Source organism: Klebsiella sp. K4 (assembly GCF_014596785.2).
Classification (GTDB): domain Bacteria; phylum Pseudomonadota; class Gammaproteobacteria; order Enterobacterales; family Enterobacteriaceae; genus Klebsiella; species Klebsiella pneumoniae.
In genome coordinates, this window is the sequence record NZ_CP115021.1 from 3,738,610 (window position 1) to 3,752,647 (window position 14,038).

The window sequence follows — 14,038 nt, forward strand, 5'->3', positions numbered from 1 at the left end:
AACTATGTCATTGATTCGTCCGGCACTTGTGCTATTTATTCTGTTAACGCTGCTCACCGGCGGCGTCTATCCTCTGCTTACCACCAGCCTGGGACAATGGTGGTTTAACTCACAGGCCAACGGCTCGCTGATCCGCCTGAACGGTGAAGTGCGCGGCTCGGCGCTGATTGGCCAGAACTTCACCGCCGCAGGCTATTTCCAGGGCCGCCCGTCGGCCACCGCGGAGACGGCGGATAATCCCATGGCCTCTGGCGGCGGCAACCTCGCCGCCAGCAACCCGGCGCTGGATAAAGCGGTGAGCGAGCGCGTGCAGGCCCTGCGCGCCGCCAACCCGGACGCCGACCCGCGGGTGCCGGTCGAACTGGTCACCACCTCGGCGAGCGGTCTCGATAACAACCTGACTCCGGCCGCCGCGCTGTGGCAGGTGCCCCGGGTGGCTCAAGCGCGCCAGCTGAGCGTTGAGCAGGTAACCCAGTTGGTGAATCAGGCCACACAAACCCCGCTGCTGAGCTTCCTTGGCCAGCCGGTGGTCAATATACTGCAACTCAATATGGCGCTGGATGCCCTGAAGGATAAGTAAATGAGTGACGAGCCGCTGCGCCCGGACCCTGACCGCCTGCTGCAGCACACCGCCGCCCCGCATCGCGGCAAACTGAAAGTGTTCTTTGGCGCCTGCGCCGGGGTGGGGAAAACCTGGGCGATGCTGGCAGAAGCGCAGCGGCTGCGCGCCCAGGGGCTGGATATTCTGATTGGCGTGGCGGAGACCCACGGCCGTAAAGAGACCGCCGCGATGCTGCAGGGCCTGAGCACTCTGCCGCCGCGGCGGCTTGCCCATCGCGGGCGGTACGTCTATGAGTTCGATCTCGACGCCGCCCTCGCCCGCCGTCCGGCGCTGATTCTGGTGGATGAGCTGGCGCACAGCAATGCGCCAGGCTCCCGCCATCCAAAGCGCTGGCAGGATGTGGATGAACTGCTGGAGGCCGGGATAGATGTTTTCACTACCGTTAACGTCCAGCATCTGGAAAGCCTGAATGACGTCGTCAGCGGGATCACCGGCGTGCAGGTGCGGGAGACGGTTCCCGATCCCTTCTTTGACGCCGCGGACGACGTGGTGCTGGTGGACCTCCCCCCTGACGATCTGCGCCAGCGGCTCAATGAGGGCAAAGTCTACATCGGCGGCCAGGCCGAGCGCGCTATCGAAAACTTTTTCCGCAAGGGCAATCTGATTGCGCTGCGCGAGCTGGCCCTGCGCCGCACCGCCGACCGCGTCGATGAGCAGATGCGCGCCTGGCGCGACCGTCAGGGCCAGGAGAAAGTCTGGCACACCCGCGATGCGATCCTGCTCTGTATCGGGCACAACACCGGCAGCGAAAAGCTGGTGCGCGCCGCCGCCCGGCTCGCCGCCCGCCTGGGCAGCGTCTGGCATGCGGTGTATGTCGAGACCCCTTCCCTGCACCGGCTACCGGAAGGCCGGCGGCGGGCTATTCTCGCCGCGCTGCGTCTGGCCCAGGAGCTGGGGGCCGAAACCGCCACCCTCTCCGACCCGTCGGAAGAGAAAGCGGTCCTCCATTACGCCCGCGAACATAACCTCGGCAAAATCGTCATTGGCCGCCAAAGCAAGCGCCGCTGGTGGGATCGCAGCGGCTTCGCCGATCGTCTGGCTCGCCATGCGCCGGACCTCGATCTGGTGGTGATCGCCCTCGATGAGAAACCCTTCCCCCTTGCCGCACGCGCCAGCGACAGCCGTCCGGCGCTGGAGAAATGGCGCCTGCAGCTGCAGGGCTGCGGGGTGGCGGTGGCGCTATGCGCCATCATTACCCTGGTGGCCATGCAGTGGTTGATGGCCTTCGAAGCCGCCAACCTGGTGATGCTCTATCTGCTGGGGGTGGTGCTCATCGCCCTGGTCTATGGCCGCTGGCCGTCGGTGCTGGCGACGGTGATCAACGTCATCAGCTTCGATCTCTTTTTTGTCGCCCCGCGCGGGACGTTGGCGGTGTCGGATGTCCAGTATCTGCTCACCTTCGGCGTGATGCTCACCGTGGGCCTGCTTATCGGTAACCTCACCGCCGGCGTGCGCTACCAGGCGCGGGTGGCGCGCTACCGTGAACGCCGTACCCGCCATCTGTATGAGATGTCTAAAGCGCTGGCGGTGGGTCGCAGCCAGCAGGATATCGCCACCACCAGCGAGCGGTTTATCGCCTCCACCTTTCAGGCCCGCAGCCAGCTGCTGCTCCCGGACGCCCAGGGAAAACTGCTGCCCTTAACCCACCAGCCAGGGCTGACCCCATGGGATGACGCCATCGCCCGCTGGAGCTTTGATAAGGCCCAACCTGCCGGCGCCGGCACCGATACCCTGCCCGGCGTGCCGTATCAGATCTTGCCCCTGAAGAGCGCCGCCCGCACCTGGGGACTACTGGTGGTGGAACCGGAGAATCTGCGCCAACTGATGATCCCGGAGCAGCAGCGGCTGCTGGAGACCTTTACCCTGCTGGTGGCCAGCGCCCTGGAGCGCCTCACCCTGACCGCCAGCGAAGAGCAGGCCCGTCTGACCAGCGAGCGGGAAAGCCTGCGTAACTCGCTGCTCGCCGCCCTGTCGCACGATCTGCGTACTCCGCTAACCGTGCTGTTTGGCCAGGCGGAAATTCTGACCCTCGATCTGGCCAGCGAAGGTTCAAAACATGCCCCGCAGGCCAACGAAATCCGCCAGCATGTGCTCAACACCACCCGGCTGGTGAACAACCTGTTGGATATGGCGCGGATCCAGTCCGGCGGCTTTAATCTGCATAAGGAGTGGCTGACGCTGGAGGAAGTGGTCGGCAGCGCGCTGCGTATGCTCGAACCGAGCCTCGGCGGCCAGCATATTCAGCTGGATTTACCCGATCCCCTCCAGCTGGTGCATGTCGACGGGCCGCTGTTCGAGCGGGTGCTGATCAACCTGCTGGAAAATGCCCATAAGTATGCCGGCGCCCGGGCGAGCATCGGCATTCGCGCCGAGGCGGACGCCCGGCAGCTGTCGCTGGAAGTATGGGATAACGGTCCTGGGATCCCGGCAGGCCAGGAACAGACTATCTTTGATAAATTCGCCCGCGGCAACAAAGAGTCGGCGATCCCTGGCGTCGGGCTGGGCCTTGCCATCTGTCAGGCCATCGTCGACGTCCACGGCGGGACCATCTCCGCCAGCAACCGGCCCGAGGGCGGCGCCTCATTCCGTGTTACACTGCCGGGAGAAACGCCCCCTGAACTGGAAGAGCTACCTGAGGAATTGTGATTAACGTTCTGATTATCGAAGACGAACACGCTATCCGACGCTTTCTGCGCACCGCGCTGGAAGCCGACGGCATGCGCGTATTTGAAGCGGAAACCCTGCAGCGTGGGCTGATTGAAGCCGCCACCCGTAAGCCCGACCTCGCGATCCTCGATCTCGGCCTGCCGGATGGTGACGGCATTGATTTTATTCGCGACCTGCGTCAGTGGAGCCAGATGCCGATTATCGTCCTGTCAGCGCGTAGCGAAGAGCATGACAAAATTGCCGCCCTGGATGCCGGCGCCGATGACTACTTAAGTAAACCCTTTGGCATCGGCGAGCTGCAGGCCCGCCTGCGCGTCGCGCTGCGTCGCCACGGCGCGGCGCAGGCCGATGAGCCGGTGGTGCGCTTCGCTGACCTGGAGGTCAATATCCCCGCCCGCCGCATCCTGCGCGGCAGCGAAGAGATCCACCTGACGCCTATCGAGTTTCGCCTGCTGGCGGCGCTGTTGAATAATCCCGGCAAAGTGCTTACCCAGCGCCAGCTGCTGAATCAGGTGTGGGGGCCTAACGCCGTGGAGCACAGCCACTATCTGCGGATCTATATGGGTCATCTGCGACAAAAGCTGGAGGCCGATCCGGCACGGCCGCAGCATTTGCTGACCGAAACCGGGATTGGCTATCGCTTTATGCCCTGAATCCCGCCTCTGCAGTACCAGAGGCTGGCGATTTTCAGCCCTTCAGAGAGCAGCAGAAAGCCTGCCAGGATCGCTAAATGCCGGACGCCGGCAGCCTGAATCAGCCACAGGCCCAGCGATAGCGAAGGCTGCATAAACAGCAGCCTGAGCGGCGCCTGCCCCCAGGCCAGCCACAGCGCATAGCGGCTCTGGCGGAAAAAAAAGATCATCGATAGCGGGATGCTGATAATCAGCAGAACATTCAGCGGGTACAGCCAGACCGCCGCGGAGCCCCAGGTGTGCAGCAGCTGGAGATAAGCCAGCAGATCGTCGTAAAAAGGGAGGCGGCGGTGGGCAATATTCCACCATAAGAATTGCAGGACGAAAAAGAGATCCATCCACGCCCAGAACAAAAACAGAGACTTCCGTTGTATTTTCATCGCTATCCTTGCGAAAAAAATCAGGCCCGCAAGGGGCCTGATGGTAGTGCGTCGTTAAGCGTTCTTCAGCACTTCGCTGACAATCTCTACCGCTTCTTTTTCAATCAGCTTGCGATGCTCTTCGCCGAGGAAGCTTTCGCAGTAGATCTTGTAGGCGTCTTCGGTGCCTGACGGACGCGCCGCGAACCAGCCGTTGTCGGTCATCACCTTGAGGCCGCCAATCGCCGCCCCGTTGCCCGGCGCCGCGGTCAGACGGGCAGTGATCGGATCCCCCGCCAGGGTGTCAGCGCTGACCATTTCCGGAGAGAGCTTGGACAGCGCCGCTTTCTGCGCGGAGGTCGCGGAAGCCTGCAGACGGTTATAGCTCGGCGCACCGAAGCGTTCCGCCAGTTCGTTGTAATGCTCCTGCGGGTTTTTCCCGGTCACCGCGGTGATTTCCGCCGCCAGCAGGCACATGATGATGCCGTCTTTATCGGTGGACCACGGCGTGCCGTCGAAGCGCAGGAAGGAGGCCCCGGCGCTCTCTTCGCCGCCGAAGCCGAAGCTGCCATCGAACAGGCCGTCGACAAACCACTTAAAGCCCACCGGCACTTCCACCAGCTTGCGGCCCAGATCGTTCACCACGCGGTCAATCATCGCGGAGGAGACCAGCGTTTTACCCACCGCCACCTCTTTGCCCCACTGCGGACGATGCTGGAACAGGTAGTTGATCGCTACCGCCAGGTAGTGGTTCGGGTTCATCAACCCCGCCGGGGTCACAATCCCGTGGCGGTCGTAATCCGGGTCGTTAGCAAACGCCAGATCGAACTTATCGCGCAGCGCCAGCAGGCCAGCCATCGCACACTCTGAGGAGCAATCCATGCGGATGGCGCCGTCTTTATCGAGGTGCATAAAGCGGAAGGTCTGATCCACCTGATCGTTAACAATGGTCAGATTGAGCTTGTAGTGCTCGCCAATGCGCTTCCAGTATTCGATACCGGACCCGCCCAGCGGATCGACGCCCAGCGTCAGGCCGGCTTTCTGGATTGCGGCCATATCGACGATATCCGCCAGCCCCTCAATGAACGGCTGCACCAGATCCTGTTCTTTAACGTGGCCAGAAGCCAGCGCCGCGTCCAGAGAAATGCGTTTCACGCCCTGCAGGCCCGCGGCCAGCAGTTCGTTGGCGCGGTTTTCCACCACTTTGGTGACGTTGGTATCAGCCGGGCCGCCGTTTGGCGGATTGTACTTGATACCACCATCTTCCGGCGGGTTGTGTGACGGGGTGATCACAATGCCGTCCGCCAGCGGACCGCCTTTTTTGTTATGCACCAGAATCGCGTTGGAGACCGCCGGCGTCGGGGTGAAGCCGTTGTTTTCCTGCACGATCACGTCGACGCCGTTGGCGGTTAACACTTCCAGCACCGAAATAAATGCCGGCTCGGAGAGGGCGTGGGTATCTTTGCCGACATAGCACGGACCGGTGATCCCGTTTTTCGCACGATCTTCCGCAATGGCCTGGGCGATGGCCAGGATATGCGGTTCGTTGAAGTTGTGGCGCGCCGCGCTACCGCGATGGCCAGAGGTGCCGAATTTTACCGCATGCTCCGCATTACCGACTTCAGGCTTCAGCACGTAGTACTGAGCAGTCAGTTGGGCGACGTTAATCAAATCACTCTGTTGCGCAGGCTGCCCCGCACGTTTATCGATTGCCATTGCCTGATCCTTCTGGTGCAAATGTTAAAAAGCTAGATCGTGCCGCAAACCTTTTCAATCAGCTCCGCAGGGAACTGCATCGACTGCATGATGTGCTCAATCATGCTGCATTTACGGCCGGTATTGGTATTGGTGATCACCCACCACGGTGTACCAGGAACCTGTTTCGGTTTGGTCTGATTACCGCTTTTCAGCAGCGTACGCGCATCTTCCGCGAAGTAAACGCGCGTGCGGCCGTGCAGAGACTCGGTGGCCTCGGCAAATGCTTTACTGTCCAGGGAGTAGAGGGTCGTCAACACCAGCATAAAACGGTTCACCGCGCGCTTCTGCTCGGCGTATTCATCAGATAACAGCATCTCGCGCATGGCGCGGACTTTATCTTTCACCGGGTTAGCGGGTTTCACCTCAGCGACAGGCGCTGGCGCCAGCGTCGGAGCGGCTTTGCTGACCGGTGTAGCCGGTTGGGAAACGGCGGAAAATTTTAGCATACGCCGTAAAATGTCGGATGCGCTCTCGCCGATATGCAGAGTGTGGCTGGCAATATAGCGATAGAGTTCATCATCAACTTCAATTGTTTTCATCTTAATCCAGTGCGATATCTTTTCTGAATACAAATCGTTGGGATTATAAGTACAAATCCCAACCGCGGATAGCGTCAAACCAGGATGGCGGTAAAACTCAGAAAACTTCTGGGTCTTGCAGCCGGATGGCAGAATGTCCAACATAATACCCTAACCCGACGGAGCGAAAAAAAGAACTTTGCCATGAAATTAAATAGCCGAGCGCAATCTGCACAGAATCCGCACAACCACTCCCCGATCGTGCTGGTCCACGGTCTGTTTGGCAGCCTGGACAACCTGGGCATCCTCGCCCGCGACCTGATCGCCGACCATGATATTGTGCAGGTCGATATGCGCAACCACGGTTTGTCGCCGCGGTCGCCAGAGATGACCTACCCCGCCATGGCGCAGGATCTGCTTGATACGCTCGACGCGCACCAGATCGAGCGCGCCACCTTTATCGGCCATTCGATGGGCGGGAAAGCGGTAATGGCGCTTACCGCCCTGGCGCCTGAACGCATCAGCGGTCTGGTGGCGATCGATATCGCGCCGGTGGATTATCACGTTCGCCGCCATGATGAGATCTTCGCCGCTATCCGCGCCGTCAGCGAATCCGCCGCCAGCACCCGCCAGCAGGCGGCGCAGGTGATGCGCGAGCACCTGCAGGAAGAAGGCGTGATTCAGTTCCTGCTGAAATCATTCGTCGACGGCGACTGGCGCTTCAACGTGCCGGTGCTGTGGGACCAGTATCCGCATATCGTCGGCTGGGAAACCATCCCGGCCTGGCCGCACCCGACGCAGTTTATTCCCGGCGGCAACTCGCCCTATGTGACCGACGCCTACCGCGACGCGCTGCTGGCCCAGTTCCCGCAGGCCCGGGCCCACGTCATCGCCGGCGCCGGACACTGGGTCCATGCCGAGAAACCCGAGGCGGTGTTACGCGCCATCCGCCGCTATCTGACGAGCATCGCCGCCTGATTGGCTAAAATATGCCCGACCGCGCCGCAGAATGCCCGCGGTCGTTGGCGCAGCCGTTCGCCTGATGTATGATGGCGCGCTATCTGCGCCGGCTAGAGCCCGGCAGCTTGTTTCCCCGAAGTCACTCAGAATCATGGCAAAAGAACAAACGGACCGTACGACATTAGATTTGTTCGCAAACGAGCGTCGCCCGGGAAGACCGAAAACCAATCCGCTGTCGCGCGATGAACAACTGCGCATCAACAAACGTAACCAGCTGAAACGCGATAAGGTTCGCGGGCTGAAGCGCGTGGAGTTAAAACTCAACGCCGATGCGGTCGATGCGCTCAACGAGCTGGCGGAAGCGCGTAATATGAGCCGCAGCGATCTCATTGAAGAGATGCTGATGACCCAGTTAACCGCCCTGCGCAGCCAGGGAAAAGTCTAACTTTCCGCGAAAAACCCGCATTCATGTAGCAGAGTGTGCAGTCGGGCGTGATTGCTGTTTCCGCGCCCTTGCCTGTTCTGCTATGATTGCCGTTATCTATGGGCATTGCGTCCCTACCACATCATTTAAGTTTCAAGAGGTTATTTTACTCATGGCAATCATCGGCATCTTTTTTGGCAGCGACACCGGCAACACCGAAAATATTGCAAAAATGATTCAAAAGCAGCTTGGTAAAGATGTTGCTGATGTTCACGACATTGCCAAAAGCAGCAAAGAAGACCTGGAAGCCCACGACATCCTGCTGCTCGGTATCCCGACCTGGTACTACGGTGAAGCGCAGTGTGACTGGGATGACTTCTTCCCGACGCTGGAAGAGATCGACTTCAATGGCAAACTGGTGGCGCTGTTCGGCTGCGGCGACCAGGAAGATTACGCAGAATACTTCTGCGACGCGCTGGGCACCATCCGCGACATCATTGAGCCGCGCGGCGCGACCATCGTCGGTCACTGGCCAACGGCGGGGTATCATTTTGAGGCTTCCAAAGGCCTGGCGGATGACGACCACTTCGTCGGCCTCGCCATTGATGAAGACCGCCAGCCGGAGCTGACCAACGAGCGCGTTGAGAAATGGGTGAAGCAGGTTGCCGAAGAGCTGCACCTCGAAGAAATCAAAAACGCCTGATGATTAAGCGGCGCAATCATTGAGTTGCGTCGCATTAATAGACAAAAGCAATCAAACTAATAGCTACAAGTTTTTAACTTTTAATCACATATCTGTACAATGTCCTCTGATTCTACGAGGCACGTGACGCAGTTTGTAGCTGGTGCCTCGTTTTTGACAGCAAACCAGGCCCGATGCTTGCAGTTTTCATTTACCAGTGGCAGTTCTATAATGAGACGCATTACGTCGGGTTAATTTCTGTATGACTTCCGTTGAAGGAAGTAGATCGTTTAGCAACAGGACAGATTCCGCATGACTGACAACAATACCGCATTAAAGAAGGCTGGCCTGAAAGTCACACTTCCTCGACTAAAAATCCTTGAAGTGCTGCAGGAACCGGATAACCATCATGTCAGTGCGGAAGACTTATATAAACGCCTGATCGACATGGGCGAAGAGATCGGTCTGGCGACCGTTTACCGCGTCCTCAACCAGTTTGATGACGCCGGCATCGTGACTCGTCATAATTTCGAAGGCGGAAAATCCGTTTTCGAACTGACCCAGCAGCATCACCACGATCACCTGATCTGCCTCGACTGCGGCAAAGTGATCGAATTCAGCGACGACTCGATCGAATTACGCCAGCGTGAAATTGCCTCCCGCCACGGCATCCGCCTGACCAACCACAGTTTATATCTGTACGGTCACTGTGCGGAAGGGGATTGCCGCGAGGACGAACACGCCCACGACGCGGTGGAAAAATAATTCCCCGTTTCGCTGAGACTGAAAAGCCAACCTGCCGGTTGGCTTTTTTATGGGCGCCTCTGGCACCCTTCCCGCACACGCCCCTGGGGTGACTTTCCTCATCCCCGCTTTGTCCGGAGAGTTGATATGGAACTTCGCCAGCGGGGCGATCTCTGATCGGATCGGTCGTCGTCCGGTGCTGATGGGCATTACCGTGCTGGCCCTGCTCACCACCTGGCCGGTGATGCACTGGCTCACCGTCGCGCCCGATTTCACCCGTATGACACTGGTCCTGCTATGGTTCTCGTTCTTCTTTGGCATGTATAACGGCGCGATGGTCGCGGCGCTTACCGAAGTGATGCCGGTACACGTCCGCACCGTGGGCTTTTCGCTGGCCTTTAGTCTCGCTACTGCCATTTTCGGCGACCTGACGCCAGCTATTTCCACCGCACTGGTCGAGCTCACCGGCGATAAAAGCCCGCCGGGCTGGTGGCTAATGTGCGCCGCGCTGTGCGGATTCATTGCCACCGCGCTACTGTTCGTGCGGCTGAGCCGCGGCTATCAGCCGGCGGAGAGTCAGCGCAAAAAAAACAAACGGGCGGAGATATGCCCCGCCCGTTTGCCGCTGTCGTCTGATTTAATGGGTCGTATTATTGCTGCGGATCTCCTTCCAGATCTGATCGCAGCGCGCTTTCACCGCCTGATCGTTGCCGGTGCGGGTGGCCTGAATACACTGTTGGTAATCCAGGACGCGAACGCTCTCCTGGTTGGCGAACTGCTGGTGCTGTTTATCCTTTTTCAGCACATTCAGTACGCTCTGGCAGGCTTCAATCTTGTCCGGATTCCCTTCCGCCGTATTAATACAGGCGCTATAGGCATCTTTCAGTTTGGTGTCTTCTTTCGGCGCCGGCGACGTGGTGCAGGCCACCAGGCCCGCTGCCATCATGGCAATAAGCAGCATTTTTTTCATTGTCGTTCTCCCAGAGGTGCGGCAGGCTCACGCCCGCCGCGCAGGCATCAGAAAATAGTGAACGGGGCGATAACCATGAACTTCACGTCGCGCTCATCCTGGAAGATGTTGCCGTAGCCGCCGCTCCAGCTCGGAATATCGGAATGGTTGTCGTATTGGGTAAAGTGCAGTTTGAACAGGGTGCCCTTCGCCCGCCCTTCCTGTACGGTATACATTGCATCCAGGCTATAGGCCGACTCTTTCAGGCGATAGTCAGGGTCATAGTACGCATCCGGAGAGGACATTCTGCCCGGCTTCGCATCCCAGGCGTAGACATAAGACGCGCCGAACGCCCAGCCCGGCATATCCCAGTTTTTCATGTCATACATCGCGCCAAAGAAGACCGCTTTTTCGCCGTTGGCGTTAAAGTCGGAGCGGTTATCCCACCAGATATCGAGACGACCATTGGAAGAGGCGTAGGTCGGGGTCATACGCTGCAGGAAGTAGCCCTGCTGGCCATCAGCCTTCACCCAGGTTCCCTCGAGACGCAGATCCAGGACATCCGCCACCTTATAACCAAAGGTTAACGCCTGCAGCCATGCGGTGCCATCATAGATGTCGTTGACCCCGCCGTTGCTGACCTTATCGCGGGTGCCGTAGAACTGGTAGCTGGTGCTCAGCGGCGCGCCGGCGACGTCAAACTTGTAGCTGGCTTTAGCAAAGTACTGATCGATATAGCCCTGAGCCTGACCAAATGCCGCCTCCAGCACCAGGTCATTTTTGAAATCATATTTAGCGCCGACGGAGTGGAGATAATCGACTTTGGTCTTCTTATCGTTCTGATAGAAATCGTCCATCTCGATATGCCATGGCGCTTTATACTCGTTCGTCCACATATAGGAGAAACTTAACGCGCCCGCCGTGCCATAGTCGAAGTTAGCCCCGGCCTCCGCCCCCTGATAGGTACCTGGCATAAAACTCCAGTGCGGGGCCAGCAGAGTCTGGCCGGTTGGCTGGATATAGCCCGCACGTGCCCACGCCGGACCATATTTGAATTTCGCTGCGGCTTTATACAGGCTGATGCCGCTCTTATCGCCGGAATAGTCTTCGTCATAGGCTTTGTTACGTGACGAGAAGGCAATTTCGTTCGGGTGGCCGCTATCGCCGTTCTCCGCCATTTCAATCGCGGTAAACGCGGCAATATCAAGGCCAAACATATCGGCGGCATAGCCGGACTGGAAGTCCAGGTTGGCGTTCCAGGTAGAGTGGGAAAGGTTGGTTTTGTATTTGTCGCCGTCGGTCACATCTTTACGGTCACGCTCACGCTGCCAGTAATAGATACCGCCGGTTAAGGTTGAATCATCGATAAAGCCTGCTGCGCTGGCCTGTGGAGCCACAACCCAGCCCGACATCGCGGTGACGGCGGCAATAGCCAGCGCCAGCGTACTACGTTTGCCACTAAACGTACGCATGTGCATATCCTCTTTGACGTTTTAAAAGGCGAAGACCAGCGGTCAATCGCTAAAAAATAAATAAAACTGCAAAATGTGGGGCGGTAAAAAAGACCGCGAAACCACTGTAGATAGACTATTTTTCGTGACGCGAATTATCAATGTTTTTCGTGAGGCAAAGCTTAAGATTATGACAAAGCGCACATATTTTATGTCGTTTTGTTACAGTCTTATCTCTGATGATTTTGTTATGGAAGTCATTGCAAAATCAGGGAAAAACGCAATCATTGAAAGCGATTACATTGGTTTTTTGTATGTGACAGGAAACATCAGAAGCGCTATTTATTACCGCGCAGAAACAGAATTAATTCGCATCGCGAAAATGAAAAGTTTAATTAGCTGATTCTGAAACAAAAAAAGCGCCGCTGGGAGCGACGCTTTGACAGAAAAGAAATGTTATTCGCCCGCTTTCGCCCAGGTATCACGCAGCCCGACGGTGCGGTTGAACACCAGATTGGTTGCGGTTGCATAGCGGCTGTCGAGGCAGAAATAGCCTTCACGCTCAAACTGGTAAGCTTTACCGGCTTCGGCCTGCGCCAGGCTCGGCTCCGCGTACCCCTGTTTGATCACCAGCGATTCCGGGTTGATCACTGCGAGGAAATCGTCCGCCGCGCCCGGGTTTGGCACGCTGAACAGACGATCGTAGAGACGGATCTCTACCGGCAGCGCATGCGCCGCGCTTACCCAATGGATCACGCCTTTGACCTTGCGGCCATCGGCCGGATCTTTGCTCAGGGTGTCGGCATCGTAGGTGCAGAAGATGGTGGTAATATTGCCTTCGGCATCTTTCTCCACGCGTTCCGCTTTGATGACGTAGGCGTTGCGCAGACGCACTTCTTTACCCAGCACCAGACGCTTGTACTGTTTGTTGGCTTCTTCGCGGAAGTCCGCGCGATCGATCCAGATTTCGGCGCTGAACGGCACTTCACGACTGCCCATTTCCGGCTTGTTCGGATGGTTCGGCATCACCACCATTTCGCTTTCGCCCTGCGGATAGTTCTCGATAACCAGTTTCACCGGATCGATCACCGCCATCGCGCGCGGGGCGTTTTCGTTCAGATCTTCACGAATGCAGGACTCCAGCGACGCCATCTCGATGGTGTTGTCCTGCTTGGTCACGCCGATGCGCTTGCAGAACTCGCGGATGGATTCGGCGGTGTAGCCGCGACGACGCAGACCGGAGATGGTCGGCATACGCGGGTCGTCCCAGCCTTCCACGTGCTTCTCAGTCACCAGCTGGTTCAGCTTACGCTTGGACATCACGGTGTATTCGAGATTCAGGCGCGAGAATTCGTACTGACGCGGATGCACCGGGATGCTGATGTTGTCCAGCACCCAATCGTACAGGCGGCGGTTGTCCTGGAACTCCAGGGTACACAGCGAGTGGGTAATGCCTTCCAGCGCATCGCTGATGCAGTGGGTGAAGTCGTACATCGGGTAGATGCACCACTTGTTGCCAGTCTGATGATGCTCAGCGAACTTAATGCGGTACAGCACCGGATCGCGCATCACGATAAACGGCGACGCCATATCGATCTTCGCGCGCAGGCAGGCTTTGCCTTCTTCGAAGCCGCCGCTGCGCATTTTTTCAAACAGCGCCAGGTTCTCTTCCACGCTGCGGTCGCGATACGGGCTGTTTTTACCCGGCGCTTTCAGGGTGCCGCGGTATTCGCGAATTTCATCAGGAGAGAGTTCATCAACATAGGCCAGACCTTTGTTGATCAGCTCAACCGCATACTGATGCAGCTGATCGAAATAATCAGACGAGTAGCATACGTCCCCGGACCAGTGGAAACCTAACCACTGCACGTCGTTTTTAATCGACTCAACGTATTCGATATCTTCTTTCACCGGGTTGGTGTCATCGAAACGCAGGTTGCATTGGCCCTGATAATCCTGGGCGATGCCGAAGTTCAGGCAGATGGATTTTGCATGGCCAATGTGCAGATAACCGTTCGGCTCCGGCGGGAAGCGAGTGTGAACGGTGGTATGTTTACCGGTAGCCAGATCTTCATCAATAATCTGACGGATAAAGTTAGTCGGGCGGGCTTCTGCCTCACTCATCACGGGTTCCTCAAAGCGTAAACAACGTATAACGGCACATGATCTTACAAGCAGGGCGTAGTGACAACTATTAGTTACGTAAAATAGG

At 57.9% G+C, this 14,038-nt stretch carries 14 protein-coding genes and 1 pseudogene; 9 read left to right on the forward strand and 6 right to left on the reverse strand.

Annotated elements, in window-relative coordinates:
- The first annotated feature begins 4 nt into the window (after positions 1-4).
- The 3 genes from kdpC to kdpE are packed head-to-tail and all read left to right on the forward strand — an operon-like array spanning position 5 to position 3,942.
- Positions 5-580, forward strand: a complete 576-nt coding sequence (gene kdpC / locus IB144_RS18635; protein ID WP_032419213.1) for a potassium-transporting ATPase subunit KdpC — start codon at positions 5-7, stop codon at positions 578-580.
- The gene (kdpD, locus tag IB144_RS18640; protein ID WP_032419214.1) at positions 581-3,268 is read left to right on the forward strand and encodes a two-component system sensor histidine kinase KdpD; all 2,688 of its coding nucleotides are present in this window, start codon (positions 581-583) and stop codon (positions 3,266-3,268) included.
- Positions 3,265-3,942 carry a two-component system response regulator KdpE gene (gene kdpE, locus IB144_RS18645; RefSeq protein WP_002894776.1) on the forward strand — a complete coding sequence of 226 codons (678 nt, stop codon included), beginning with the start codon at positions 3,265-3,267 and terminating at the stop codon, positions 3,940-3,942. The genes kdpD and kdpE overlap by 4 nt, the downstream gene beginning before the upstream one ends.
- On the opposite strand, the gene IB144_RS18650 is transcribed toward kdpE, so the two are convergent.
- The 3 genes from IB144_RS18650 to seqA are packed head-to-tail and all read right to left on the reverse strand — an operon-like array spanning position 3,924 to position 6,637.
- Positions 3,924-4,361 carry a hypothetical protein gene (locus IB144_RS18650; protein ID WP_004176864.1) on the reverse strand — a complete coding sequence of 146 codons (438 nt, stop codon included), beginning with the start codon at positions 4,359-4,361 and terminating at the stop codon, positions 3,924-3,926. The two genes, kdpE and IB144_RS18650, sit on opposite strands and share 19 nt — an antisense overlap.
- Positions 4,362-4,415: 54 nt before the next feature.
- A complete protein-coding gene (gene pgm / locus IB144_RS18655; RefSeq protein WP_002894773.1) occupies positions 4,416-6,056 on the reverse strand; it encodes a phosphoglucomutase (alpha-D-glucose-1,6-bisphosphate-dependent) in 1,641 nt (546 codons plus the stop codon).
- Between the two features lie 32 nt (positions 6,057-6,088).
- Complete coding sequence (gene seqA / locus IB144_RS18660) at positions 6,089-6,637, reverse strand: replication initiation negative regulator SeqA (RefSeq protein ID WP_002894771.1); 549 nt, start codon at positions 6,635-6,637, stop codon at positions 6,089-6,091.
- A gap of 183 nt (positions 6,638-6,820) precedes the next feature.
- Here seqA and ybfF point away from each other — a divergent pair, with 183 nt between their 5' ends.
- The 5 genes and pseudogenes from ybfF to IB144_RS18685 all read left to right on the forward strand — a co-directional run.
- Positions 6,821-7,594: an esterase gene (ybfF, locus tag IB144_RS18665; RefSeq protein ID WP_004152229.1), complete on the forward strand. Its 774-nt coding sequence runs from the start codon at positions 6,821-6,823 to the stop codon at positions 7,592-7,594.
- Positions 7,595-7,727: 133 nt separating this feature from the next.
- On the forward strand, positions 7,728-8,021 hold the full coding sequence (gene ybfE, locus IB144_RS18670; protein WP_002894767.1) for a LexA regulated protein: 294 nt from the start codon (positions 7,728-7,730) through the stop codon (positions 8,019-8,021).
- A 151-nt stretch (positions 8,022-8,172) separates the two neighbouring features.
- Positions 8,173-8,703, forward strand: coding sequence for a flavodoxin FldA (fldA, locus tag IB144_RS18675; RefSeq protein ID WP_002894765.1), 531 nt, complete (start codon positions 8,173-8,175; stop codon positions 8,701-8,703).
- Between the two features lie 291 nt (positions 8,704-8,994).
- A complete protein-coding gene (gene fur, locus IB144_RS18680; protein WP_002894761.1) occupies positions 8,995-9,447 on the forward strand; it encodes a ferric iron uptake transcriptional regulator in 453 nt (150 codons plus the stop codon).
- A gap of 142 nt (positions 9,448-9,589) precedes the next feature.
- Positions 9,590-10,006, forward strand: a pseudogene (locus tag IB144_RS18685) (hypothetical protein); the annotation flags it as partial.
- 57 nt (positions 10,007-10,063) lie between these two features.
- On the opposite strand, the gene chiQ reads toward IB144_RS18685, so the two are convergent.
- Together chiQ and chiP are read right to left on the reverse strand one after the other, a co-directional pair.
- Entirely contained in the window at positions 10,064-10,396 is a 333-nt protein-coding gene (gene chiQ / locus IB144_RS18690) for a ChiQ/YbfN family lipoprotein (RefSeq protein ID WP_002894759.1), read from the reverse strand.
- Positions 10,397-10,443: 47 nt separating this feature from the next.
- A complete protein-coding gene (gene chiP, locus IB144_RS18695) occupies positions 10,444-11,847 on the reverse strand; it encodes a chitoporin (RefSeq protein ID WP_004152230.1) in 1,404 nt (467 codons plus the stop codon).
- 73 nt (positions 11,848-11,920) lie between these two features.
- Here chiP and IB144_RS18700 point away from each other — a divergent pair, with 73 nt between their 5' ends.
- Complete coding sequence (locus tag IB144_RS18700) at positions 11,921-12,229, forward strand: methionine synthase (protein ID WP_004142270.1); 309 nt, start codon at positions 11,921-11,923, stop codon at positions 12,227-12,229.
- Between the two features lie 53 nt (positions 12,230-12,282).
- Here IB144_RS18700 and glnS read toward each other — a convergent pair whose 3' ends face one another.
- Positions 12,283-13,950 carry a glutamine--tRNA ligase gene (gene glnS, locus IB144_RS18705; protein WP_002894753.1) on the reverse strand — a complete coding sequence of 556 codons (1,668 nt, stop codon included), beginning with the start codon at positions 13,948-13,950 and terminating at the stop codon, positions 12,283-12,285.
- Between the last annotated feature and the right edge of the window lie 88 nt (positions 13,951-14,038).

Excerpts from the sequence above, each read along its gene's own strand:
- kdpC (WP_032419213.1), top strand. The coding sequence starts at position 5 with ATGTCATTGATTCGTCCGGCACTTGTGCTATTTATTCTGTTAACGCTG.
- kdpD (WP_032419214.1), top strand. The coding sequence starts at position 581 with ATGAGTGACGAGCCGCTGCGCCCGGACCCTGACCGCCTGCTGCAGCAC.
- IB144_RS18650 (WP_004176864.1), bottom strand. The coding sequence starts at position 4,361 with ATGAAAATACAACGGAAGTCTCTGTTTTTGTTCTGGGCGTGGATGGAT.
- pgm (WP_002894773.1), bottom strand. The coding sequence starts at position 6,056 with ATGGCAATCGATAAACGTGCGGGGCAGCCTGCGCAACAGAGTGATTTG.
- seqA (WP_002894771.1), bottom strand. The coding sequence starts at position 6,637 with ATGAAAACAATTGAAGTTGATGATGAACTCTATCGCTATATTGCCAGC.
- ybfF (WP_004152229.1), top strand. The coding sequence starts at position 6,821 with ATGAAATTAAATAGCCGAGCGCAATCTGCACAGAATCCGCACAACCAC.
- ybfE (WP_002894767.1), top strand. The coding sequence starts at position 7,728 with ATGGCAAAAGAACAAACGGACCGTACGACATTAGATTTGTTCGCAAAC.
- fldA (WP_002894765.1), top strand. The coding sequence starts at position 8,173 with ATGGCAATCATCGGCATCTTTTTTGGCAGCGACACCGGCAACACCGAA.
- fur (WP_002894761.1), top strand. The coding sequence starts at position 8,995 with ATGACTGACAACAATACCGCATTAAAGAAGGCTGGCCTGAAAGTCACA.
- chiQ (WP_002894759.1), bottom strand. The coding sequence starts at position 10,396 with ATGAAAAAAATGCTGCTTATTGCCATGATGGCAGCGGGCCTGGTGGCC.
- chiP (WP_004152230.1), bottom strand. The coding sequence starts at position 11,847 with ATGCGTACGTTTAGTGGCAAACGTAGTACGCTGGCGCTGGCTATTGCC.
- IB144_RS18700 (WP_004142270.1), top strand. The coding sequence starts at position 11,921 with ATGTGGGGCGGTAAAAAAGACCGCGAAACCACTGTAGATAGACTATTT.
- glnS (WP_002894753.1), bottom strand. The coding sequence starts at position 13,950 with ATGAGTGAGGCAGAAGCCCGCCCGACTAACTTTATCCGTCAGATTATT.